This is a genomic window from Aureimonas sp. AU40 (genome assembly GCF_001463785.1).
GTDB lineage: Bacteria > Pseudomonadota > Alphaproteobacteria > Rhizobiales > Rhizobiaceae > Aureimonas.
On the sequence record NZ_BBWL01000031.1, the window covers coordinates 35,578 to 58,770 of the forward strand.

The following is a 23,193-nucleotide window of genomic DNA, read 5'->3' on the forward strand; positions in this document are numbered from 1 at the left end:
AGGCTTATGGGTTGCAAGAGTTCTTGCAATCATAACCCTGAATGATCCGGCGTTCTGGCCGCGATCTTTGCTACGGGAGCAAAAGGATTTGCTCCGCCTACTTCACCCAATCCGTCTTTTTCCAAGAATTTGAGTGATTCGATTTGGGGTTGATCTTTCGCCTTATGCGCGTATCGACAGGCGCGATACGCGTTTTTCGATGGGCGCGGCAGCCGATCTCGTCTCCGATGCCCTCTCCTGCGGCAAAAGGTCTAAGAAATTCTCGATGCCGGCTTGAAATACAAGAGTGATAAAGGCAAATACACGATCAGTTATTTTTCTGCCCAGCCGGCCGTGGCTATCCATCTTGTAAGGGGTCTGTCAGGACATGGAAGACAATTCGGATCAGGTGTCGTCCCAGCGTTATCTCGCGGCGCAGATCGTCAAAGCCTATGTTAGCAACAATCACGTTCCGCGCGATGATCTGCCCAGCCTGATCAGCATCGTCTTTGACGCGCTGAAATTCGACACCCCCACAGAGGCAGCGCAAGCCGAGGCGGCGCCGCTAGTGCCCGCCGTGTCGATCAAGAAGTCGGTGACGCCGGATTATATTGTCTGCCTCGAAGATGGTAAGCAATTCAAATCTTTGAAGCGCCATCTCATGACACATTATGATCTGACGCCCGAGGCCTATCGTCAGAAGTGGGGCCTGCCGGCCGACTATCCGATGGTGGCCGCCAACTATGCGGCCAAGCGCTCGGAGCTGGCCAAGAGCATCGGTCTCGGCCGCAAGATCGCGGCCCCCGAAGCGGTCGTCGAGCCGACGCCCGCGCCGGAGCCCGAAGCAGCGCCCGCTGAGGAAAAGTCCGCCAAGCGCCGCGCGCCGCGCAAGAGCAAGGCCGCGGCCGACACCGACGCCTGAGCGCTTTGCTCGCCTGAGCGCTTCGCTCTTCCGATCCGACCGCATCGTCCCCCGGCAGGCTCCTGCCGGGGGACGATTTGCGTTGGGGGACAGGCGGTGTGAGACGGCGCGCGCGGGGCGCCATGAGGCCGTACCCCGAGGCTAGCGCAAGCCGGAATTCCAGCGCGGCTCGCCTCGCCGTCGCCAACCCCGCGCTTTTTCGCCATTCCCCTAAACGCGCTTTAAGTGTCCGTGGCTTAAGACTGTCGGCAGCTCTGTCAGCCGCCGGTTTCCATGCGTCCAGCCTTTCCGCGCCTCGCGTCCTCCATCCGCCTGTCAGAGCTGATCGGCGCGCTCAGCCACGCGCTGGATCTCACCGAAGGCCAGCCGGCCGGCCATTGCGTGCGAGCCTCCTTCATCGGCACGCGCATCGGTGCCGCCATCGGGCTGGACGAGGCGACGCTTCAGGAGCTTCGCTACACCGTCACCCTCAAGGATCTCGGCTGCTCCTCCAACGCGGCGCGGCTCTGCCAGCTTTATCTCGCGGACGATCTCGCCTTCAAACGCGAATTCAAGCGGCTGGACGATGGCCTGCCGCAGGTACTGCGCTTCGTCATCGAGCAGACCGGCCTGACCGCAGGCCTTGCCGAGCGCTTCCGCGCCATCGCCCATATCTTTCGCCACGGCGGCGACATCTCGAACGAGCTGATCGAAACGCGCTGCGACCGGGGCGCGGGCATCGCCCGGCGCCTGCGCTTTTCGGAAAGCGTCGCCAGCGGCATTCATGCGCTGGACGAGCATTGGGACGGCAAGGGACGGCCGGCGGGGAAGACCGGCGAGGCCATTCCGCTCTTCGCGCGCATCGCTCTCCTGTCCCAGGTGGCGGACGTATTTCATCGCGGCGCCGGGCGCGAGGCGGCGCTGGGCGAGGTGGAGGCGCGCAGCGGGCGGTGGTTCGACCCCGGTCTCGTTGCCGCCTTTCGCGCCTGCGCCGCCCAGCCCGACTTCTGGTCGCGTCTGGAAGGCGCGGAGGCCGATCTCTTTCCCCCGCACGAGGACCGCTCCGCCTTCGTGGACGAGGACTATCTCGATGACATCGCCGAGGCCTTCGCGGAGGTCGTGGATTCCAAGAGCCCCTTCACCTCGGGGCATTGCAAGCGCGTCGCTCTGTTCACGGACCTGATCTGCGAGACGTTGGGCTTTTCGGCCGACCGGCGGCGCTGGATGAAGCGCGCGGCGCTGCTGCACGATATCGGCAAGCTCGGCGTGTCCAACACGATCCTCGACAAGCCGGGGCCGCTGACCGACGCGGAGTTCGCCGTGATGCGCCAGCATTCCAGCCACAGCCGCACCATCCTCTCGCAAATCTCGGCCTTCGCGGAACTGGCCGAAGTCGGCGGCGGCCATCACGAGCGGCTCGACGGCAAGGGCTATCCGCTGGGGCTGAAGGGCGATGAGATCGGCCTGGAAACCCGTATCGTGACGGTGGCCGATATTTTCGACGCGCTGACGGCCGATCGGCCCTATCGCGCGGCCATGCCGGTCAGCCGGGCGCTGGCGATCCTGGATACCGACAGCGGAACGGCGGTGGACCCCGTCTGCGTCGAGGCGTTGAAGCTCGGCTTGGCCCGTATCGACGCCTCGCTGATCGGCGCCGGCTCGGCGGAAGAGCTGCGGCAGGACGGATCGATCGCGGCAAGCGCGGCGCCGCTGCGCATCGTCGCCTGAGGCGACAGCCCGGCATAAGGAATAGAGAGCATCGAGTGAGGAGAACGGGCGGCAGCGGCCGCCCGATTCGGGCGCGTGCGCAAAGGCCGGGGAGACGGCCGGGACACGCGGATAGAAGAGTGGGAGAGTGTCAGCCGCAGGTGGCTGGGCTGGAGCCGTCGGCGGGCTCGATCTGGACCTGCGTATGGCCGGCGGAAACGAAGCCGAGCTTGGCGGCGGCGCCCTTCGACAGGTCGATGAGACGGCCCTTGATGAAGGGACCGCGATCGTTGATGCGCACCACGACCGAGCGGTTGTTGCGCAGGTTCGTGACCTTCACCTTGGAGCCGAGCGGCAGCGTCTTGTGGGCCGCCGTCATGGCCGATGGGTTCATTCTCTCGCCCGATGCGGTGCGCGAGGTCAGCGCGTACCAGGAGGCGCCCCCGCAGCTGGATTTGCCAGCGGCCATGGCCGCCTGCGGGGTGGCGAGAAGAGACAACGTGGCCAAGGTGGAAGCTGCCACGACGAGCGTTCTTGCGTTCAAATGTCCGGACCCGATCCGTTTCCTACGCGCGCGGGCCGAGCCTTTTGAATTCCTTAACGAAATCCCCTCGTGGCCCCCGCCGTTCGACCGGACCCGAGTGCGGGTCGGAAAAGGCGAAAAAGGGACCGTTCCATCACGAAAAATAAATTACTGACATATTAATGAAATAATCGGTGAACGAATCCCTTTTGACTCAAGGCTTCAGAACCGCCAGCCCTTCACGAAACGTCGGGAAAAAAAATTCGTAACCGAGCGATTTCAGGCGCGCATTTCCCACTCTTTTGTTCTCTCCATAGAAAGATCGTGCCATCGGCGTCAGATCCGCCGAATCGAAATCCACCTCCGACGGCAAGTCGAATCCCCCGATCGCGGCTGCATGGGTCACCACATCCTGCGGCGGGGCGGGCTCGTCGTCGGTGACGTTGACGATGGCGTTCTCGCGGCGCGCCGCCAGCAGCCGCAGCGCGCCCGCGATGTCTTCGACATGGATGCGGTTGAAGACCTGGCCGGGCTTTACCAAGCGGCGCGCCTTGCCGGCCTTTAGGTTCTCGAACGTGTTGCGCCCCGGCCCGTAGATGCCGGACAGACGCAGGATGGACAGCGGCACGCGGCGCCGCCGCGCCAGAAGAAGCCAGTCCGCCTCCGCCTCGACCCGCTCGCGCGAGCGCTTGGAGACGGGGCGCAGCGGCGTGGTCTCGTCCACCCATTCGCCACCATGGTCGCCGTAGACGCCGACCGTCGAGAGATAGCCGATCCACTGGAGGTCGGGCATGCCGGAGCCGATCAGCTCGCCATATTGGCGCAGCACGGGATCGCCCTCTTCGCCGGGCGCGATCGAGACGAGAAGATGCGTGGTCTCGGCCAGCGCCGCTTCGATCCCCTCGCCCGGCCCCGTCCCGTCGAAGAGGAAGGGTTGCAGCCCCCGCGCCGCGAACCCCTTGGCCTTTTCCAGCGAGCGCGTGGTGACGCCCACCACCTCCTCCACCGGCAGGCCCGACACGAAATGGCCCGCGCTGTAGCCGCAGCCGAAGGTGAAGAGCCGCGTGTCGGGGGGGCCGAGCGGGCGGGGCGAGGCGGCGAGATTCATCAGGCATGGCTCCGTTGCGGGAAGGTCGGATCGGGCGCGGAAGGCGGAATTTCCAGCGGATCGAGGGCGGCGTCCCATTCCTCACGCACCATCAGGTCCTCCTCCCCCGCCAGCGCGCTTGGTCGAAGGTCCAGACAACGAAGGGGATCGAGCTTCGCCAGCGCCCAGACCGCCATGGCGCGCACGATCGGGGCGGCGTCGGCGAGGTGGCGCTCCACGCTCGGCAGAAGCGCGGGCAAGCCGCTATTGCCGGCAGCGATCAGGCAGTTCGACACGAACTTGTCGCGCCCGACGCGCTTCACCGGCGAGCCCGAGAACAGCGCGCGAAAGCCGGCATCGTCGAGTTCGAGAAGCTCGGCGAGCGCCGGTGCCTTGAGGTCTTCGCGCGCGCGCAGCTTCGCCTCCGCCGCGCTTTGAGCGAACTTGTTCCAGGGGCAGACGGCGAGGCAGTCGTCGCAGCCATAGATGCGATTGCCCATGGGCGCGCGAAACGCGCGCGGAATGGGATGGCGCGTTTCGATGGTGAGATAGGAGATGCAGCGCCGCGCATCGAGCCGGTAAGGCTCGGGGAAAGCCTGTGTCGGGCAGGCGTCCTGGCAGGCGCGGCAGGAGCCGCAAAGATCGCGCCCCGGCCGGTCGGGCAGGAGCGGGATCGTGGTGGCGATCGAGCCGAGGAAGAGCCACGAGCCGAATGCGCGCGAGACGAGATTGGTGTGCTTGCCCTGCCAGCCGAGCCCCGCCGCTTCGCCCAGCGGCTTTTCCATCAGCGGCGCGGTGTCCACGAAGACCTTGGCGTCATGCAGGCGCCCATCGGTGCGCGAGCCGGCGCGCGCCACGAGCCGCCCGGCCAGTTCCTTCAGCTTGCCCTTGATGACGTCGTGATAGTCGCGGTGCCGGGCATAGACCGAGATCGCACCTCGGTCGGGTCGATCGAGGAGGGCCAGCGGGTCCTCGTCCGGCCCGTAGTTCAGGCCGAGCACGATCACCGCCCGCGCCTCGGGCCAGAGCGCCTCGACGGAGCGGCGGCGCTCGGCGGTCTCGGGCAGCCAGCCCATCGTGCCGTGGAACCCGTCCGCGATGAAGGCGTCGAGCCGCGCGCCGCTGAGGCCCTGCTCCGCCGCCGGCGCCACGCCCAGCGCGGAAAAGCCCAGGCGACGGGCGTCGTCGTCCAGGAATCGCCTCAGGGCGGAAAGGGAAAGCGGATCGGCCATGAGGCGGGATATAGGCCATCGCGCACCGGATGGGCAGCGGGGCGGCGTTCGTCCCCTTCGCGAAGGACCAATGAGCGCTCTGCTCGCAAGCTTCGTCCCGGCCTAGCCTCAAAGCCCGCTTCGGGACCTCGATTAAAAATCGAGTTCGAGACCGCGATTAGAAATCGAGTTCGGGATAATGCGCCGCCGGCGGCAGGCCGCGCACGCGCTCGGCCAGGAAGGGCCGGAAGGCGGGGCGCGATTTCATGCGCATGTACCAGTCCTTGGCGGCCGGCTCCTCCTCCCAGGCGACCTCGCCGAGATAGTCGAGGATCGACACGGCCGAGGCCGCCGCGAGATCGGCGTAGGAGAGCTTGGGGCCGGACAGCCAGTTCCGGCTTTCGGCGAGCCAGCCGATATAGCGCATGTGGTTCTTGAGATTGGCGCGCGCGGCCCGGATCGCTGAGGCGTCGGGCGAGCCGCCGCCCTCGTTGGCGCGCATCTCCAGCTTGAAGACGCGCTCGCGCACGAGATAGCGCGTGACCTCCGAGTCCATCTTGCCGAGGAACCACTCGGTCAGGCGGCGAATCTCGGCGCGCTCGGCCGGTTTTTCGGCCAGAAGCCGGCGCTCGCGCTGGAAAGCGCCGCGCGTCTCGTCGAGATATTCGGCCGCCACCATACCGCCGACGATCGGCGTCACGCCGTCCTCGACCAGCACGGGCACGGTCGCGGCGGGGTTCAGCGCCAGGAATTCGGGCCGGCGCTCCCAGGGGCGCTCGTCCATCAGCTCCGCGCGTTCGCCGTACTCGCCGAGAATCAGCCGCACGAAACGGGAGGCGGCGGACATGGGATGATGATGGAGGGTCAACATGAACGGCGACGAACTCGATGCTTCCGGGCGGATCGGACCAGACGGACGAACGGCACAGCCGCAGAGCGGCAACCCTACGACCGAAAACCTTGGCGGATCGTGAAGACGATTGCGATCCGCAGCTTGGCGAGCACATAATCGAATCGTTCGAATGCGCAAGACGGGCAAGCGGCGTCATACCGCGGAAAGCTTCGTCGCCCATAAGATGACCCGCCCCGCCCGACCCGCTCGGGCAGCCGCCACCCGGGCCTGCGCCCAACAGGACGATGCATGGACAGTATCCATATTTTCGAAGCCTTGATCCTCGGCTTGATCGAAGGCTTGACCGAATTCATCCCCGTGTCCTCGACCGGCCATCTCATTCTCGCCAGCGAACTGATGGGCTTCAAGTCCACCGCCAACACGTTCGAGGTTCTGATCCAGCTCGGCGCGGTGCTCGCCGTCCTGTCCGTTTATTTCGGCAAGCTCTGGCATCTGGCGGTGACGCTGCCCTCCTCGCCCCGCTCCCGCCACTTCGTGCTCGGCATCCTCGTCGCCTTCCTGCCGGCGGCGGTGATCGGCGCCTTCGCCCACGGCTTCATCAAGGGCGTCCTGTTCGAAACGCCGATGGTGATCTGCGTGGCGCTGCTGGTCGGCGGCGTCCTGCTCCTCGTCATTGACCGCATCCCGCGCCAGCCGCGCTACACCGACATCGAATCCTATCCGCTCTCGCTCTGCCTGAAGATCGGCTTCTTCCAGTGCCTCGCCATGATCCCCGGCACCTCGCGCTCGGGTTCCACCATCGCCGGCGCGCTGCTGCTCGGCACGGACAAGCGCTCGGCGGCCGAGTTCTCCTTCTTCCTCGCCATGCCCACCATGGCCGGCGCCTTCGCCTTCGACCTCCTGAAGAACTATCAGTATCTCAATGCCGACGACGCGGTGACGATCACGATCGGCTTCGTCATGGCCTTTCTCTCCGGCCTTGTCGTCGTACGCTCGCTCCTGTCCTTCGTCTCGCGCTACGGCTTCGCCCCCTTCGCTTGGTGGCGCATCGTGGTCGGCGCGATCGGCATCGGCGTCCTCCTGGCCCTGCGTTGAGCCGGCGCCGCCCGGTCGTAGGCAGCCAACTCGTTCTGCGACCAACAAAAAAGGACGGCTCACGCCGTCCTTTTTTCGTGAGGTGGCGCATCGTGGTCGGTGCCATCGGCATCGGCGTCCTCCTGGCCCTGCGCTGAGCCGGCGCTGCCCGGCCGGAGGCAGCCAACTCGTTCTGCGACCAACAAAAAAGGACGGCTCACGCCGTCCTTTTTTTCATGAGGTGGCGCATCGTGGTCGGCGCGATCGGCATCGGCGTCCTCTTGGCCCTGCGCTGAGCGGGCCCAGCGAAAAGGGCGGCCAAGCAGCCCTCTGCACCAACAAAAAGGAGGGCTCGCGCCCTCCTTTTTTCATGCCTCCGATTTGGACCAAAGCGAGGGCTCAGGGCTTGGCGACGCCCCGGTCGCCGGGGAGCGAGGTGTCCTCGGCCGGGCGGTCGTCATGCGGCTGCGGCTTGGAGAACTGTCCCTGCGGACGGAAGCGCACGAGATAGGTCGGCAGCACGGCATCGAGCGTGCGGGGGCTGATGCCGAAGGCCTCGAAGGTGCGCCCCTCCTGCTTGGCCGCGTCCGACACGACATTGTCGTGCTGGAGTTGCTCGACCTGATCGGGCGTCAGCGGCGCGCCGGGCAGCTTGCCCACGAGTTTGGCGAGCGAGGCCGCACGGCTGAACGAGATATCGAGGAAGCGGCGGCGGCGCTCCACGATGCGCAGCATCTCTTCCATCATCTCCCGGAAGGTCAGAACGTTCGGGCCGCCGAGTTCATAGACGCGCCCGCCCGCGACTTTGCCTTCCACCGCATCGGCCACGGCCGTCGCCACATCGTTGACGAAGACGGGCTGGAAGCGCGTCTTGCCACCGCCGATCAGCGGCAGAAACGGCGACAGGCGCGCCATGTTGGCGAAGCGGTTGAAGAACTGGTCCTCCATGCCGAAGACGATGGAGGGGCGCAGCACCACCGCATCCGGCCGCGCGGCGAAGACCCGCGCCTCGCCTTCCGCCTTGGTGCGGGCATATTCGGACGGGGACTGCGCGTCGGCGCCGATGGCCGACAGCTGCACCATGCCGATGCCGCGCTTGGCGGCCCCTTCCGCGATCAGCCCGGCGCCTTCGGCCTGGAGATGGGTGAAGGTCTGCTTGCCGGCTTCGGCCAGGATGCCGACGAGGTTCACCACATGGTCGGCGTCTTCCATCGCCCGGTCGATCGACCAGGGATAGCGCAGATTGGCCTGCACGGCCTGAATCTGGCCGAGCGTGCCGGCGATCTGGAGGTGGTAGGCGAGGTCGGGCCGGCGGCAGGCGACGCGGATGCGATGGCCGCGCTTGGCGAGCGCATGGACGACGTATCGGCCGAGGAAGCCCGATCCCCCGAACACCGTGATCTGCTTCTTCGTATCGACTGCCATGACCTCATCGCCTCGTTTCAAGAGAGCCGGCACTTCACGTCCGGCACCCCGCCATGTGTTGCGCTCTGCTTTAGCTGCAATGCGTGAATCGGAAAAGAAGCCGCATCGCAAAAGCCCTTTTGTCGCCCCGCCCGCACCGCGATTCGAGGGGCTTTCCCTCCCGTGAATCGACTCCCATCCATCTCCGAGCGACCAAGCCGCCGCTCTTACTCTTCTCTTAGAGAGGCCATTAAGTCATCGATCTCAATGACTTAATGGAATCCGAGGAGATGATTGGCCAAGCCCCTCCCCATTTTCTCACCCCCATTTCACAAACCTGTCGCGAACGCGATTGACACGGCCGCCGCCGCCTTCTATTGAACCGCTCGTGCCCAGGTGGCGGAATTGGTAGACGCGCACGGTTCAGGTCCGTGTGCCGCGAGGCGTGAAGGTTCGAGTCCTTTCCTGGGCACCAATTCCCCTGATTGTTCAGGGAAGCCCGAGACTTAAGCGATTACAAGGGATTGCATGGGGCGGCCTGTACAACAGGACTGCACAACATGCCCCTTGCGATGGCCCGTCCGATGAAGCGTCCCGGTACTAAAAATCAGCAGTTCGTTCAGCGCATCCCAGCCGACGTGAAGGCGAAGGTGCCGGGGGATGAAGCTGGCAATCCCGCTCCGGGCCCAGACCGTTGCTATGACGGACTCGCGAACCCTCCCCGACATTAGCCTTTCCTCTAGGACGATCGATACCGCAGACCCTAGGAAGGCTCGCGGGCCCAACCCTGTGCGTCACAAGATGCGCTCCAACATCAAGGGTGCGGCAGGGGTGGTGCGCTGCGACTTCAGCCAGAGCCTCCCGAGACGGAGCCTGACTCCAATTATGCATATGGAGAGGTAGGGTCGTATCCGAAAGATACCCATAGAGTTTGTTCATGGTAAGCGCACGAGGCGCGTCATAGCGCTGCTCAGACACAAATTCGAAGATCGTCACGCGGGCGGGCGCCAATTACTCCGCCAAGCGCCGGCACGATGTGGCACTCGCAAATGCGGGCAATCGAGAAGTCGCCCCTGTCCACTGCGCGGAGGATGATACGCGAAATCGGAAAACCGGCGATGACAAAGAAGATATCGACACCCACGAACCCGCCCGGCAAACGGGCAGCGTGGAACAAAACTGCAGCCAAGACGGCAATGCAGCGCAGTCCGTAGATGTTGGGCCTGTAAGCACGCGGATCAGCTATGCCCTGTGCCTTCGTAGCTTCGATCCTTGGCGGGGCGAGTTCGCAAGCGAGGTCAACTGCACGGCCCGGGGGTTTCTCGCATTATATGGACGCACCCGTTCGGCGTGTCGCCTCTCTCGCAATTGCCGCAAGAGAGGTATGCAATGCAATATGTGATATAGATGATTCATTAAGCTACCCAGATCCGCGCCATCCTCCACAAAGCCCGGTCTAGCTATATACCAACGCATCGGAGTGTCCCGTTGGACCGTCTAGCAGGAAACATCCCGCCTCGTTCGATCGCCGTGACGGCAATAATTGCAAAGTCTTCCGTAGGCTTCGTGGAGGCGGTGTTCGAACTCTATGAAAAGCGCCGACCTTTCTTGATCGTTTCGGCAAGCGGAATAAGCGAAAAGCGGCCTGGTCTTGAGCTTGTCGATGTGGTCGAGCCGGACGACCGGACGGGTTGGGTATCCGGCTTGCGAAGATTCCCTGGCGGCTCCGATATAGCGCAGGTGACCTTCACCTCGGGTACGACGGGCATGCCGAAGGGCATCTGCTTAACCTACGAGGCCCTAAACGACACGGTAGAGCGCCTCAATACAGTGATGTCGCTCGACGGTTCCGTGCGCGAGTATGTCGGTGTTCCGCCGAACTATTCCTTCGGGTTGGGACGGTTCCGAGCTTGTGCGGCCGTTGGCGGTCAGGCCTTCATCCCCCCACGCGGCTTCGATGTCGCTGAAATCGCCGCCATGCTTCGGCGTGAGGAAATCAACGCGCTTTCGGCCGTACCGACGCTGCTGCGAATTCTCCTCAAGAATGCCGACGCGATCGGATCGTCCGGGCGCAACATGCGGTGGATCGAAATTGGCAGTCAGTACATGTCGCGCTCGGAGAAAGAGGCGTTGAAGGCGCTCTTTCCCAATGCGCGCATCGTGCAACATTACGGTTTGACCGAAGCGTCCCGCACAACTTTCCTCGATTTGAACGCCACGGAGGGTGAGGGACTGGAATCGGTCGGCCGGCCCGTCGGACAGACCCGCGTCGAGATCGCCGAGGACGGACGCATCCGCATCGGCGGGCCGCATGTGGCAAAATTCGCTATGGCCGACGGAGCCTTTTCGCCCCTTACGGATGCGGACGGCTGGCTGACCACCAACGATCTCGGCGAGATGCGGGACGGCAATCTTTTCTACCAGGGCCGAGCCGACGATCTTATCAATTGCGGCGGCATCAAGATCTCGCCCGAACTGATCGAAGCCGAGCTGCGCGAGGCGCTTACCTCCTCGCCCGCCGTCTCGCTCGCGCGCATTCCCGATCCGTTGCGCGGGGATGGAATGCTTCTGGCCCATCTGCCGGGTCCTCATGACGAGGCGGCGTTGCGCGCGGCCACCGAAGCGGTGCTGCGCAAGCGAGGGCTCGTGGTCGGCAATGCGCTGAAGCTAACGCAGGTCGAACGCTTTCCCGTCACGGCGACAGGCAAGGTGCAGCGGCGCATTCTCGGCGAGAACTTCGTTCGGGAGGAAACCGATCGTTCGCTGCATGACCAGATCGATCGGGCTATCGCGCCGCAGGACGCCGACACGATACGGGCCCTGTTCGAGGCGGAGTTCAATCGCCCATGTATCCGCGACGAAGACAGCTTCGTTTCGCTCGGGGGAGATTCTCTGACTTTCGTGGTGATCAGCGCGGCGATCGAGGACCGGTTCGGTAGCTTGCCCAAAGGCTGGGAAGTCCTGCCGCTTGCGAACCTTGAGGCGCTGTTTCCCAAACCCAGGGAACAGAGTGGCGGGGTCCTCGCCATGCGCTCGATCAGCATGGAAACCGCGATGCGCGCGATCGCGACCCTTATGGTGGTGGCACACCATACCTTCAAGGCGGAGGTCGGTGCTGGCGTAGACATTCTGATCATGTTGGCTGGGCTCAGCATGGCGCGGGTCCAACGCGCGCGGCTCGTATCGTCGAAGCGATGGACGATCCTGCGCGATGTCTTCCTCAAGATCGTGCTGCCCTACTACCTCGTTCTCGTCGCCTTCAGCCTGCGCCGGATGGATGGGAGCGTCGCGGAGTTCCTGCTGGTCAGCAATTTTGTCGGGCGTGTCGGTAGCTTGCTGACGCCCTTTTGGTTCATTGAGGCTTACATCCAGAGCATTCTGGTTCTGATTTTATTTGCCTGCATACCAGCGGTCAGAACATTTATTCGCGACCAGCCTGCAAAATTCGGTTTCGCCTTTCTCGCGGCGGCCATTGGTATCAAGATCATTGCAATTCTTACGTTCGATCACGACGAACTTCTGAACCGGACGCCCGACCAATTCATCTATCTCTTCGCATTTGGCTGGTGCATATACTTCGCCAACACATGGACGCGCACTGCGCTGGTTGTGGGTATCGCCGCCTTTGCGGCATTTCTCAACTATGCTTCGGTACCTTGGTGGGGCGGTTTTGGGGGTGAAATGCGTGGTGCTTATAAGTTGGCGGCCGTGATGCTCCTCGTTGCCGTTCCAGTTCTGGTGATGCCGGACTTGGTAAGACGGTTATTCTTGGAAATCAGCTTTGCAAGTTTTGCTATATATATCTCGCATTCTCTGACCATTCCGCGTCTGCGCGAGGTTATGCCACCAACCATCCTAACAATCGTGTTGGTCGCCATCGGGATTGCCATCTCCCACACCATCAAGCTGGCGCTACCCATAGCGAAGACTTATGCAAATCGTCGCGTGCAACAGCGTTGAGGATGTGCCTGTCTCAAACAAGGTTCCAGCTTTGAGCCTTACCAAGCTCACTGGTTCTTCTGATGCTTAAGGTCTGAACGGGTAACCGGGCGGCCCTAAGCGAGGGCTTTTCCCTTTGCACAATTCCGCAAACTCGGTGGCTGTAAATTTAGCCGCCGATGACAAGCTTGCCCACGCGCTACGCGTTACCAAAGCAGATCGTATAGGTCGCGCCGAAAAACCAGTCGGCTTTAACTGGCAGTTTGCTGCGATCGCTCGTTTCATTTGGATGATGTCTTGAAAAATTTAAGCGTCATTGCTCGCGGAACCATCTTTTCTACAGTTCGGTGCGCTCTGCCAGTAGGGCGGTGCACCTCATAGACATCTTCGGAAACGTCCAAACGAAGTCTTTTCCGGCCGCTGCGACCAACAGATCGCAGCGGGGAACGTAGCATCAGCGCCCTACGAAGACGCGCCATCGCGCCCAGATGCCGACCCTAAGCCCGGCGTCAGCGCTCCGATAACGTCGGCGTTTCAGCGCCGGCCAAGTCTTCGCGGTCGTGCAGATAGTCCGAAAGCGCCGTGCGCCGGCCTTCCCAGGCATCCGACATCACAGCTTGAATCTGGCGCGCACGCTCGGCCCAGGCGGGCGAGCGGAAATGGGGGGGCTCGCGCACGGTCACGTCGTCCACCCGATTGCGCACCAGCCGGCAGCCCAGAACTTCCAGGCCGAGCACGAAGTCTTCCACCGACAGGTCGGACGAGACGGGATAGTCGGCAATATTGATCTCGCGCACCGGAAACAGCCGGCCACGCAGGATCACGGGCACGAAGCCCGGCGAGGTCTGGCAGATGCGAAGGACGACGGCGGTTTCAGGGTCGGACAGGAAGGAATGGCTCATGGGTCACGTCTCCTCGTCCATCTCGAGTTCGCTCAAGGGCGCGGTGATGCGGCATCGCAGGCCGCCCGGATCGTAGGCGAGATCGACCGCGCCGCCCGCCGCGCCCGACAGGCCCATGCCGACGAGCCGCGTGCCGAAGCCCTTGCGGCTGGGCGGCACGACAGGCGGACCGCCTGTCTCGCACCAGTCGAACTCCAGAGTGGGCGAAAGGCCGGTGGCGGACGGGGCTACCGACCAGCGGATCGTCACCCGTCCCTCGGGAACCGACAGCGCGCCGTACTTGACCGCATTGGTGGACAGCTCGTGGGCGATCAGCGCCAGCGCCATCGCGGCCTTGGGGCCGATCAGCACGCTCGGCCCCTCTAAGTCGATCCGCCCGCCGGGATCGTGGGCGGACACCGCGCCGCGCACGATGGCCTCGACCGATCCTGAATCGTGCTGGCCGATCAGGAGGATTTCATGCGCGTGCGACAGCGCCTGGATGCGCTGGGAGAGCGTGACGCGCGCGGTCTCGATGTCGGTGGCCGAGCGCAACGTCTGCGTCGCGATCGACTGCACAACGGCCAGCGTGTTCTTCAATCGGTGAGAGAGTTCGCGCGCCAGGATGCGCTGCTGCGCCTCGGCGCGCTTGCGATCCTCGATCTCGCTGGCGCAGACCACCGCGCCGCGCAGCCGTCCGGTGGCGTCGCGAATGGCTTCGCCCACGACCTCGATCCAGATTCGGCTGCCGTCCGGCCGTTCCAGTTGCATTTCCAGCGTGGCGCGCTCGGCCTCCCCTTTGAGGATGCGCGGCAGCGGGCAGGCGGACGGGTCGATGGTCCGACCCTCGCCGTCATAGGCGAGGAAGAGATGGTCGCCGCCCGGCGCCAGGACGCTGGCGGCCGTGCGGCCGAGGATGGTTTCCATGCGCCGATTGCTGGCGATGACGCGGCTCGTCTTGGCCTCGGCCAGAAGAACGCCCAGCGGCAGGGCCTGGACCAGCGTGAGAAGGCGCCGCTCGTTGTCGCGCAGCAGCGTTTCGACGCGCCCGCGCTCGATGGCGGCGCGAATGCGCGCGGCGGCTTCGCTGACGAAGGCGAGTTCCTCCTCCGTCCAGCGTCGCGGCCGCGTGTCGCCGACCTCCAGCACGGCGACGAGCCGGCCGCCTTCGGTCACGGGATGCCGGATGGAGGCGCGCAGGTCCCCTCCCCCCGCCCCGGATTCGCTGGCGTCTTCCACGGTGATCGTATGGCCCTGACCGAGCCTTGGCTCGATGGTGAGGGCCGGCGCATCGGCACCGGGTTGCGAACTGGCCGGCGCTTCGCCCCGGCGCCATTCGTGGCGCACGGAGGGCGTGCCGTCTGGAGTTACGCCGCAATAGGCGGCCTGCGCCACCTGCAGCGCGCCGCCGACCAGTTCGGCCGCCCCGCGAAGCAAGGTCGCCTCGTCGTCATGGCGTAGGAGAAGGTCGCCGAGCCGGGCCAGCGCGTCACGTCGCGCTTCGGACTTGGCGCGGTCGGTCACCTCGACGAACAGGGCCGTGAACCCGTCCTGCCCGGCGGGCTGCACGACGCCCTCAAAAGAGCGGCCCATGGCCTCCACCGTTCGCAGGAAGCGCAGCGGCTTCTTTTCCTCGACGGCGGCGGCAGCGCCCTTCACCCATTCCGGGCCGAGATCGGGAAACAGCTCCCGCACCGTGCGGCCGATCACGGCCTCAGCGGACAGGCCGGTCAACTCGCACCAGGCGCGGTTCACCGCCTCGTAGCGCCAGTCCACCACCGCGCCCGCCTTGTCGCGCAGGAGCCGGCCGAGCACGAAGCCTTCCTGTAGCTCCTCGAACAGTTCGCGCCACTTGCGCTCGCTGGCGCGCAGGCTCTCGTCGGCATCCATCCGCTCGCGCATGATCGACAGGAAGCGCGCCACGGTGGCGAAGAAGGCGACCGTCTCCTCGTCGAACGGCTTCGCCTCGTGCCGGCTGAAGGACAGGACGCCCTTGGCGACGCCCTGGCTGAGGATCGGGAAGCCGGCATAGCTGTCGAAGCGCATTTCGCGCGCGATGGCGTGGCGCGGCTCGTCGCCATCGAGAAGACTGGAGAGAATCAGCGGCTCGCCGGTTTGCGCCACGATGCCGCAGAGCGGCCATTCCACGGAGGTCTCGGTCAGGCGCCGGCGCGTGTCCTCGTCGAGGCCGGTCTCATGGGTGAGGAAGAGGTGGCAGCCATCGGGCGCGATGTCGAACAGGCAGCATTCGTCGAAGCCGATGATCTCGGCCCCCGCCTGCAGAATGGGCCGAAGCCCGTCGCCCGTGGTCGGGGCCGAAAGCAGCGCCGCCGAGACTTCCGCCAGAAGCGCCAGCCGGTGCTCGCGCTGGCGCTCGGCCGTGCGGTCGCGCAGGATCAGCAGCGAGCCGATGGGCTCGCCGGTTTCGGACACAAGCGGGCGCGTTTCGCTGGAGGCAAGGAAGCGCGAGCCGTCCCGGCGCGGGCGCCAGCCCTCGCGCAGCGCGTGCCCCTCGCTGCGGGCGCGGGCGAGATCCTGCGCCGGCACGCCGTTCGCACGGTCCTCGCGGGTGAACAACCGATCCGCCGAGGCGCCGAGCATCTCGTCCTGGCGCCAGCCGAGAATCGCCTCCGCGCCCCGGCTCCAGGCGGTGATGCGCCCGTCCCGGTCGAGCGAGAGGATCGCATGGTCCAGCGCGCTGTCGAGGATCATCCGATGATGCCGGTCGCCCTCGCGCTTCTGCAGAAGCGCGCGGTCGCGATCGGCCACCGCCCGGCGCAGTTCGAGCTGGCTCATGACCTGCCACGACAAGGCGACGAGCCCTTCGAGCTCGCCCGTGCTCAAGACGTCAGGCCGGGCCACGTGGTCCAGCACGCAGAGCGAGCCAAGCACCTGGCCGGCGGGCGTCACCAGCGGCGCGCCGGCATAGAATCGCAGATGCGGCTCGCCGGTGACCAGCGTGTTTTGGCGCGTGCGGGGATCGAGGGTGAGGTCGGGGATGATCAGCGGCTCGGTCTGCGACAGGACATGCCGGCAGACGGACTGCTCGATCGGCGTCTGGCAGGGGTCGAAGCCAGAGCGCGCCTTGAACCATTGCCGGTCCTTGTCCACAAGGCTGACCAGCGCGACAGGAGCGCGGCAGAGCGTGCGCGCCAAGAGCACGATGTCCTCGAAGCCCTGCTCGGGCTGTGTGTCGAGAATGCCGTATTCGGCAAGCGCCGCCAGCCGCGCGGCCTCCGCTGCGCCCCGGTCTTCCCCAGCGCCCCGGTTCTTCCCGGCGCCCAGGTCTTCCCCAGCCCCTGCCGGCTCGTCTCTCACGGCGCACGCCCCCTGCTGCCCGAAGGCCTCTGCGCGTTCGTAACTTCCTTTTCGCGCGATGGAAAGTCGCTTCGCGGCCACAGGGGCCGGCTTCGGTATCTCCGGTTGTGCTGGGGAGACACTGGCGAGAAAAGCTCTGTCGGGTTGGTGAGGCGACCCTACAAAAGATGGACGAGCCAACCCATCAAAGAGGCCTCGGCCATGCGCATCGAACCCGCCTTCCTCTTCGATCTCGACGGCACGCTGGTGGACAGCGTCTATCATCACGTTCTCGCCTGGCAGGAAGCGCTGGACGCGGAGGGCATCGACCTTTCGGTCTGGCGCATCCATCGCAAGATCGGCATGAGCGGCGGCCTGTTCACCAACCAGCTGCTGCGTGAGACCGAGACCGACATCAGCCCCGAACTCCTGGAGCGCCTGCGCCAGCGGCACGCGGCGGCCTATGGCCGGCAGGCCGATCGCATCCGCCCGCTGCCCGGCGCGCGCGCCCTCCTGCAGACGCTGACCGACGCCGGTATCAAATGGGCGATCGCCACCAGCGGCCGCATGGAAACCGCCTCGCACAATCTCGCAGCCCTCGGCGTCGATCCGGCTAAGGTCCCCGTCATCACGCGCGATCTGGTGAAATACGCCAAACCCGACCCGGACCTTTTCCTTGCCGCAGCCGAGCGTCTCGACACGCCGATCGAGACGGCCATGGTGATCGGCGATTCCATATGGGACATGCTCGCCGCGCAGCGCTGCCGGGCGCTCGGCGTCGGCCTCCTGTGCGGGGGCTATGGGGCGGGCGAGTTGGAGCGCGCGGGCGCTTACCGCGTCTACGAGGACCCCGCCGACATGCTCGCCCATCTCGACGAGGTCGGCGGTCGTCTCTAGTGGCGCGGTCGGGGCGGCTGGAGCTTCCTCGCTTTTCCCGCGCGCCGACGCTGCGGGCATCGAATCCGCCGAGGGCTTTAGAGCCGAGGCTGGGACTGGCAGTTCCGTTGCGGCGACGCCGCCTTTTCGCCTCTGCGCCGCGCCGGGCATCAGCCGCGCTCGCCGCGCAGGAAGGCGGCGATGTCGTCCATCAGCCTGTCGGCGCGTTTGATTCGCCCGTTCATCTGGAGAAAGGCGTGGATCATGCCGTCGTATCGTCGGTGCGTCAGCGGCACGCCGCAGGCGTCTAAGCGTCGACCGAAGGCCTCTCCCTCGTCGCGCAGTGGGTCGGCTTCGCATGCCGCGAGGAAGCTGCAGGGCAGCCCGGCGAGATCATCGGCGAGCAGCGGCGAGGCAACGGGGGTGAGGCGGTCGGCATGGCGCGGCACGGACTGATCGGCCTCGTAGCGCAGCGAATCGCGCGTCATGATCCGCCCCTCGTTCTCGCGCAGCGAGGGCCATGCGCGCGTGTCGCGAAGATCGGTGTTGGGATAAAGGAGGACCTGCGCCTCGGGCAGCAGGCTCGCGCCTTCGCGGCGTAGAGCCCGCGCGGTGGAGGCGGCGTAGAGGCCGCCGATCGAATCCCCGCCGATCGCCCAGCCGGCGGCTGGCAGGCCAAGCGCGCCGCTAACGAGAAACCGCGCCGCGTCGAGGCAATCCTCGTGCTGGCCGGGATAGCGCGTTTCGGGCGCCAGACGGTAGCCGACCGAGACGATCACGCGGCCCGTGCGCTCGGCCAGCGCCATGAGCGGCGCTTCGTGCGTGTCGAGCGAGCCGGCGATCGCGCCCCCGCCGTGGAACCAGAGGAGAAGTTTCTCCCCATTGGCCGGGCGGTAGAGCCGAAGGGGAATGGCTTGGCCACTACGCCCGGGCGCCTCCGTCTCTTCGATGCGGACCGAGGCGGGCGGCGGGGCGGAGAAGCGGGCGAGCGAGGCCGTGTCGGATCGCGCCTGGGCCAGTTTCTCGGCGGAGTTGCGCGGGTCGGGGCGCCCCTTCGCAGCCCGCTCGATCTCGCGCAGCACGGCCTCGGCCTCGGGGTCGATCCTCATGCGTCGTCCTCATCCGGTTGGCCCGGACAAGCAAAGGCCCGGCCGCTTCTAAAGCAGCCGGGCCGAAGAAGGTTTCGCGCTTCAGCGAAATCGTCGCTTTAGCCGCGCCCGCCGAAGACGCGCTTGGGATGGAAGGCGCCCTGGTCGATCGAGCCGAGCGCGACGAGGCGGCCATGGCCGGTCGCATAGGCTTCCTCGCAGAAGGCCGGCGCATCGCGCCCGCGCAGGAGAACCGGATTGCCCGAAAGGACCCGGCCCGCCTGGTCGTCGCTCAGCGCCACTTCGTAAAGGTCCGACAGCGCCGTGGCAGCGTCGAGCACGAACTCGTCCAGCGCCTCGAAGCGCACGACGCGCGGGCGCGCACCGGAATCGATCGCCTCCTGCGTCAGCTCTTCCAGTCCCTCTTCCGCCGCGTCCATCAGGTCGTCCAGCGTGATCAGGTCGTCCTCGTCGAAGGCGCCGACGCGAACGCGGCGCAGTTCGGTGACGTGGCCGAAGCAGCCCAGCTCGCGGCCAAGATCGCGCGCGATGGAGCGGACATAGGTGCCCTTGCCGCAATCCGCCTCGAACACGGTCGTGCCCTCGTCCATGGATACTATCTCGAGCCGGTGCACCGTCACGGTGCGGGCGGCGATCTCCACGGTCTCGCCGGCGCGCGCAAGGTCATAGGCGCGCTCGCCGTCGATCTTGATGGCGGAGAAGGCCGGGGGCACCTGCTGGATCTCGCCGATGAAGGCGGGAAGCCGCGCCTCGACATCGGTCCGGCTCGGGCGCATGTCGGAGGAGTTCGTCACGGGGCCTTCCGTGTCGTCGGTCGTGGTCTCGGCGCCCCAGCTCACCGCGAACCGGTAGGTCTTGCGCCCGTCCATGACGAAGGGAACCGTCTTGGTGGCGTCGCCGAGCGCGATCGGCAGCATGCCGGACGCCAGCGGATCGAGCGTGCCGGCATGGCCCGCCTTCTGCGCGAAATACAGCCACTTGATCTTGGCGACCGCCTCGGTGGAGCCCATGCCCACCGGCTTGTCGAAGATCACCCAGCCCGAGATCGGGCGCCCCTTCGGCTTCTTGCCGCGCCGTGCCATCAGCGTTCTTCCTTGTTGTCGTCTTCGCCTTCAGCCGCTTCCAGGTCTCGCATCACGTCGGGCGAGCGCAGAAGCGCGTCGATCCGGGCGTAATTGTCGAAACTGTCGTCCTCGCGGAAGCGAACCTCGGGCATGTACTTCATCTGCCGAAGAGCCGGCGAAAGCCGACCCCTCAGATATTTCGCGTGCCCGTTCAGGGCCTCCACGAAAGGCTTCATCTCGCTCTGGCCGAGCACCGTCACATAGGCGGTGGCGAGCTTCAGGTCGTTCGACATGCGAACTTCCGACACGGTGATGACGGCGCGTTCCAGGAGCGGGTCGCGCAGGTCCCCCCGCTGCAACGTTTCGGTCAGCGCGTGGCGGACCTTCTCGCCCACCGACAGCTGGCGCTGCGACGGCCCCTTGGGAGTCTTGGCGTGTTTTGCCATGTTTGCCTCTTGCAACGCTGCGCCGCCGGCCGCCCCCTCGGGGAGCGACCGCACCGGTTCGAACGGAGATGTTTCCAGCTCAGCGACGTCCTGCCGCCTTCGTCTGAAGGCAAGCGACTTCCATCCACGCACGAAGAGAAGAGCCCGGCGTCGCCGCCGGGCTTCCAAGTCCACTCTCGGACGGGAGGCCCGGCCCGAGCCGGTCGCCCCATCGTGCGTGCCGACATGGCCTTTTCGAGGCCAGTGTTCGGCATTCGACGCTTCCGCCCCCAGGAGTATCTGAACCAGACCTCGTGGGGCGCGGGCCGGTCAGCCGGCCCGCCTTGGGTGTTACAGCGTGCGGGCGATGTGCTCGACGCGGAAGTTTTCGATGATATCGCCCTGGCGAATATCGTCGTAGTTCTGGAAGGCCATGCCGCACTCCTGGCCGCCCGGCACTTCGGACACTTCGTCCTTGAAGCGCTTGAGCGTCTTGAGCGTGCCCTCGTGAATGACCACGCCGTCGCGGATAAGGCGGACGCCCGCACCACGTTCGACCTTGCCTTCGGTGACGCGGCAGCCCGCGACCTTGCCGACCTTGGTGATGTGGAACACCTCCAGGATCTCGGCATTGCCGAGGAACGTCTCGCGACGCTCGGGCGAGAGAAGACCCGACATCGCCTGCTTCACGTCATCCACCAGATCGTAGATGATGTTGTAGTAGCGGATCTCGATGCCTTCGCGCTCGGCCGCCTGACGGGCCTGGGCGTTGGCGCGGACGTTGAAGCCGATGATCGCGGCCTTGGAGGTCGCGGCCAGCTGCACGTCGGACTCGGTGATGGCACCGGCGCCCGAATGCACGATGCGGGCCTGCACCTCGTCCGTGCCGAGCTTTTCGAGGGCCACGTTGATGGCCTCGACCGAACCCTGCACGTCGCCCTTGATGAGCAGCGGGAAGGTCTTCAGACCCGTGTCCTGCAGCGTCATCATCATCTGCTCGAGCGAGCCGCGCTGGCCGGCGGACTTGGCCACCGCCTTCTCGCGGGTCAGACGCTGACGATACTCGGTGATCTCGCGGGCCTGGGCCTCGTCCTTCACCACGGCGAAGCGATCGCCGGCGCCGGGCGTGCCCTGCATGCCGAGGATCTCCACCGGGGTAGAGGGACCGGCCGACTTCAGCTGACGGCCCTTGTCGTCCACCAGGGCGCGCACGCGGCCCCACTGGTCGCCGGCCACCACGATATCGCCCTGGCGCAGCGTTCCGGCCTGAACGAGGGCGGTCGCGACCGGGCCACGGCCACGGTCGAGCTGCGCCTCGATGACGACGCCTTCGGCGGTGCGCTCGGGATCGGCCTTGAGGTCGAGGATTTCGGCCTGGAGGATGATGGCTTCGAGCAGCTTGTCGAGATTGGTGCCGGCCTTGGCCGAAACCTCGACGTCGAGCACTTCACCGCCCATGGACTCCACGAACACCTCATGCTGGAGGAGGTTCGTGCGCACCTTCTGCGGGTCGGCGCCCGGCTTGTCGATCTTGTTGATCGCCACGATGATCGGGACGCCGGCCGCCTTGGCATGGCTGATCGACTCGATCGTCTGCGGCATGACGCTGTCGTCCGCCGCCACCACGAGGATGGCGATGTCGGTCGCCTGGGCGCCGCGGGCACGCATGGCCGTGAAGGCCTCGTGGCCCGGCGTGTCGATGAAGGAGATCAGGTGACCGTCCTGCTCGACCTGATAGGCACCGATATGCTGCGTGATGCCGCCGGCCTCGCCGGACACGACGCTGGTCTTGCGGATCGCGTCGAGCAGCGAGGTCTTGCCGTGATCGACATGGCCCATGATCGTGACGACCGGAGGACGTGACACGAGCTTCTCGGGGTCGCTGGCGAGATTGAAGATGCCGGTTTCGACGTCCGACTCCGCCACGCGGCGGGGCGTGTGGCCGAATTCGGTCGCGATGATCTCGGCCAGATCGGCGTCGATCACGTCGCCGGGCTTCATCATCTGGCCCTGCGCCATCAGATACTTGATGACGTCCACCGCCCGCTCGGACATGCGGTTGGCGAGTTCCTGGATGGTGATGGTCTCGGGGATGATCACTTCGCGGGAAATCTTCTCACGGGCCTGGTTCTGCTGCGAACGCTTGAACTTCTCCTGACGACGACGCATCGAGGAGAGCGAGCGACCGCGCGCGTCGTCGTCCGACAGGGCGCGCTCGACATTGACGCGGCCTGCGCCGCGACGGTCGTCGGTGCGCGAACGGGTCGGCTTGGGCGCCTCGACGACCACGGCGCGGCCCGGAGGGCCACGACGGGCGCCGGCGGGGCCGCGACGATCGTCCTCGTCGTCCGCACGGGTCTTCTTGGTGAGGTCGGTGCGGCCGGCCGGGCGCAGGCCCAAGCCGTCGTCCACCGGCGGCGGGCCGGGGATGACCTCGGCCGGCTTGGCGCGGCCCGTGGTCTGCGGACGGGCGGCAGCGCGGCGCGCGGCGTCCTCCTCGGCCTTCTTGCGGGCGGCGGCCTCCATCTCGAGACGCGCGGCTTCCTCGGCCTGACGGCGCTCGGATTCCTCGCGCTCGGCGCGGCGGCGGTCGTCTTCCGCAATGCGGCGCGCTTCTTCGAGCTGGAACAGGCGGCGGTCTTCGACCTCACGCTGCTTGGCCAGCTCAAGGGCGCGGCGACGCGCGTCCATTTCCTTCGACGACAGGTCCGACAGGACCGCGCCGCGCGGCTGGCGTGCGCCGGGGGCAGCGTTCTGCGCCGGGCCACGGGCGCCCGTCTGGGGCTGGCCCGGACGGTTCGGCTGGCCGGGGCGGCCATTGTTGGCGCCGGCGGGGCCGCCGGAGCGGACGCCGTTGTTGTAG

The 23,193-nt window shown here is 65.9% G+C and carries 16 protein-coding genes and 1 tRNA gene; 6 read left to right on the top strand and 11 right to left on the bottom strand.

Annotated features, from left to right (window positions below):
* Positions 1-367 precede the first annotated feature (367 nt).
* Positions 368-901 (top strand): MucR family transcriptional regulator, encoded by a 534-nt coding sequence (locus AUL32_RS10530; protein ID WP_061972837.1) that lies wholly within the window; start codon positions 368-370, stop codon positions 899-901.
* A 273-nt stretch (positions 902-1,174) separates the two neighbouring features.
* Positions 1,175-2,608 (top strand): HD-GYP domain-containing protein, encoded by a 1,434-nt coding sequence (locus AUL32_RS10535; protein WP_062114600.1) that lies wholly within the window; start codon positions 1,175-1,177, stop codon positions 2,606-2,608.
* Between the two features lie 130 nt (positions 2,609-2,738).
* Here the strand turns inward: AUL32_RS10535 and AUL32_RS10540 are convergent, their stop codons facing one another.
* The 4 genes from AUL32_RS10540 to AUL32_RS10555 form a co-directional block, all read right to left on the bottom strand.
* Positions 2,739-3,131, bottom strand: a complete 393-nt coding sequence (locus tag AUL32_RS10540; protein ID WP_061972840.1) for a septal ring lytic transglycosylase RlpA family protein — start codon at positions 3,129-3,131, stop codon at positions 2,739-2,741.
* Positions 3,132-3,324: 193 nt separating this feature from the next.
* Positions 3,325-4,218 carry an SDR family oxidoreductase gene (locus AUL32_RS10545; protein WP_062114602.1) on the bottom strand — a complete coding sequence of 298 codons (894 nt, stop codon included), beginning with the start codon at positions 4,216-4,218 and terminating at the stop codon, positions 3,325-3,327.
* The gene (queG, locus tag AUL32_RS10550) at positions 4,218-5,429 is read right to left on the bottom strand and encodes a tRNA epoxyqueuosine(34) reductase QueG (protein ID WP_082659514.1); all 1,212 of its coding nucleotides are present in this window, start codon (positions 5,427-5,429) and stop codon (positions 4,218-4,220) included. The genes AUL32_RS10545 and queG overlap by 1 nt, the downstream gene beginning before the upstream one ends.
* A 157-nt stretch (positions 5,430-5,586) precedes the next feature.
* Positions 5,587-6,279: a glutathione S-transferase family protein gene (locus tag AUL32_RS10555; RefSeq protein WP_061972845.1), complete on the bottom strand. Its 693-nt coding sequence runs from the start codon at positions 6,277-6,279 to the stop codon at positions 5,587-5,589.
* A 270-nt stretch (positions 6,280-6,549) separates the two neighbouring features.
* Here AUL32_RS10555 and AUL32_RS10560 point away from each other — a divergent pair, with 270 nt between their 5' ends.
* Positions 6,550-7,356: an undecaprenyl-diphosphate phosphatase gene (locus tag AUL32_RS10560; protein WP_061972846.1), complete on the top strand. Its 807-nt coding sequence runs from the start codon at positions 6,550-6,552 to the stop codon at positions 7,354-7,356.
* A gap of 378 nt (positions 7,357-7,734) precedes the next feature.
* Here AUL32_RS10560 and AUL32_RS10565 read toward each other — a convergent pair whose 3' ends face one another.
* Entirely contained in the window at positions 7,735-8,760 is a 1,026-nt protein-coding gene (locus tag AUL32_RS10565) for a complex I NDUFA9 subunit family protein (RefSeq protein WP_062114605.1), read from the bottom strand.
* A gap of 369 nt (positions 8,761-9,129) precedes the next feature.
* On the opposite strand from AUL32_RS10565, the gene AUL32_RS10570 reads away from it, so the two are divergent.
* A tRNA-Leu gene (locus AUL32_RS10570) sits at positions 9,130-9,214 on the top strand.
* Between the two features lie 1,013 nt (positions 9,215-10,227).
* The gene (locus AUL32_RS10580) at positions 10,228-12,699 is read left to right on the top strand and encodes an AMP-binding protein (RefSeq protein ID WP_082659516.1); all 2,472 of its coding nucleotides are present in this window, start codon (positions 10,228-10,230) and stop codon (positions 12,697-12,699) included.
* A gap of 488 nt (positions 12,700-13,187) precedes the next feature.
* On the opposite strand, the gene AUL32_RS10585 is transcribed toward AUL32_RS10580, so the two are convergent.
* Complete coding sequence (locus tag AUL32_RS10585; RefSeq protein ID WP_062114614.1) at positions 13,188-13,580, bottom strand: hypothetical protein; 393 nt, start codon at positions 13,578-13,580, stop codon at positions 13,188-13,190.
* Positions 13,581-13,583: 3 nt separating this feature from the next.
* On the bottom strand, positions 13,584-16,877 hold the full coding sequence (locus AUL32_RS10590; protein ID WP_244497797.1) for a GAF domain-containing protein: 3,294 nt from the start codon (positions 16,875-16,877) through the stop codon (positions 13,584-13,586).
* Between the two features lie 201 nt (positions 16,878-17,078).
* Here AUL32_RS10590 and AUL32_RS10595 point away from each other — a divergent pair, with 201 nt between their 5' ends.
* The gene (locus tag AUL32_RS10595) at positions 17,079-17,753 is read left to right on the top strand and encodes an HAD family hydrolase (protein WP_061972905.1); all 675 of its coding nucleotides are present in this window, start codon (positions 17,079-17,081) and stop codon (positions 17,751-17,753) included.
* Positions 17,754-17,902: 149 nt separating this feature from the next.
* Here AUL32_RS10595 and AUL32_RS10600 read toward each other — a convergent pair whose 3' ends face one another.
* The 4 genes from AUL32_RS10600 to infB form a co-directional block, all read right to left on the bottom strand.
* On the bottom strand, positions 17,903-18,841 hold the full coding sequence (locus tag AUL32_RS10600) for an alpha/beta hydrolase (protein ID WP_062114620.1): 939 nt from the start codon (positions 18,839-18,841) through the stop codon (positions 17,903-17,905).
* 98 nt (positions 18,842-18,939) lie between these two features.
* Positions 18,940-19,923, bottom strand: coding sequence for a tRNA pseudouridine(55) synthase TruB (gene truB, locus AUL32_RS10605; protein WP_062114623.1), 984 nt, complete (start codon positions 19,921-19,923; stop codon positions 18,940-18,942).
* A complete protein-coding gene (gene rbfA / locus AUL32_RS10610) occupies positions 19,923-20,351 on the bottom strand; it encodes a 30S ribosome-binding factor RbfA (RefSeq protein WP_062114626.1) in 429 nt (142 codons plus the stop codon). The genes truB and rbfA overlap by 1 nt, the downstream gene beginning before the upstream one ends.
* A gap of 330 nt (positions 20,352-20,681) precedes the next feature.
* A partial coding sequence (gene infB / locus AUL32_RS10615; protein WP_082659520.1) for a translation initiation factor IF-2 occupies positions 20,682-23,193 on the bottom strand: 2,512 nt, incomplete at its 5' end.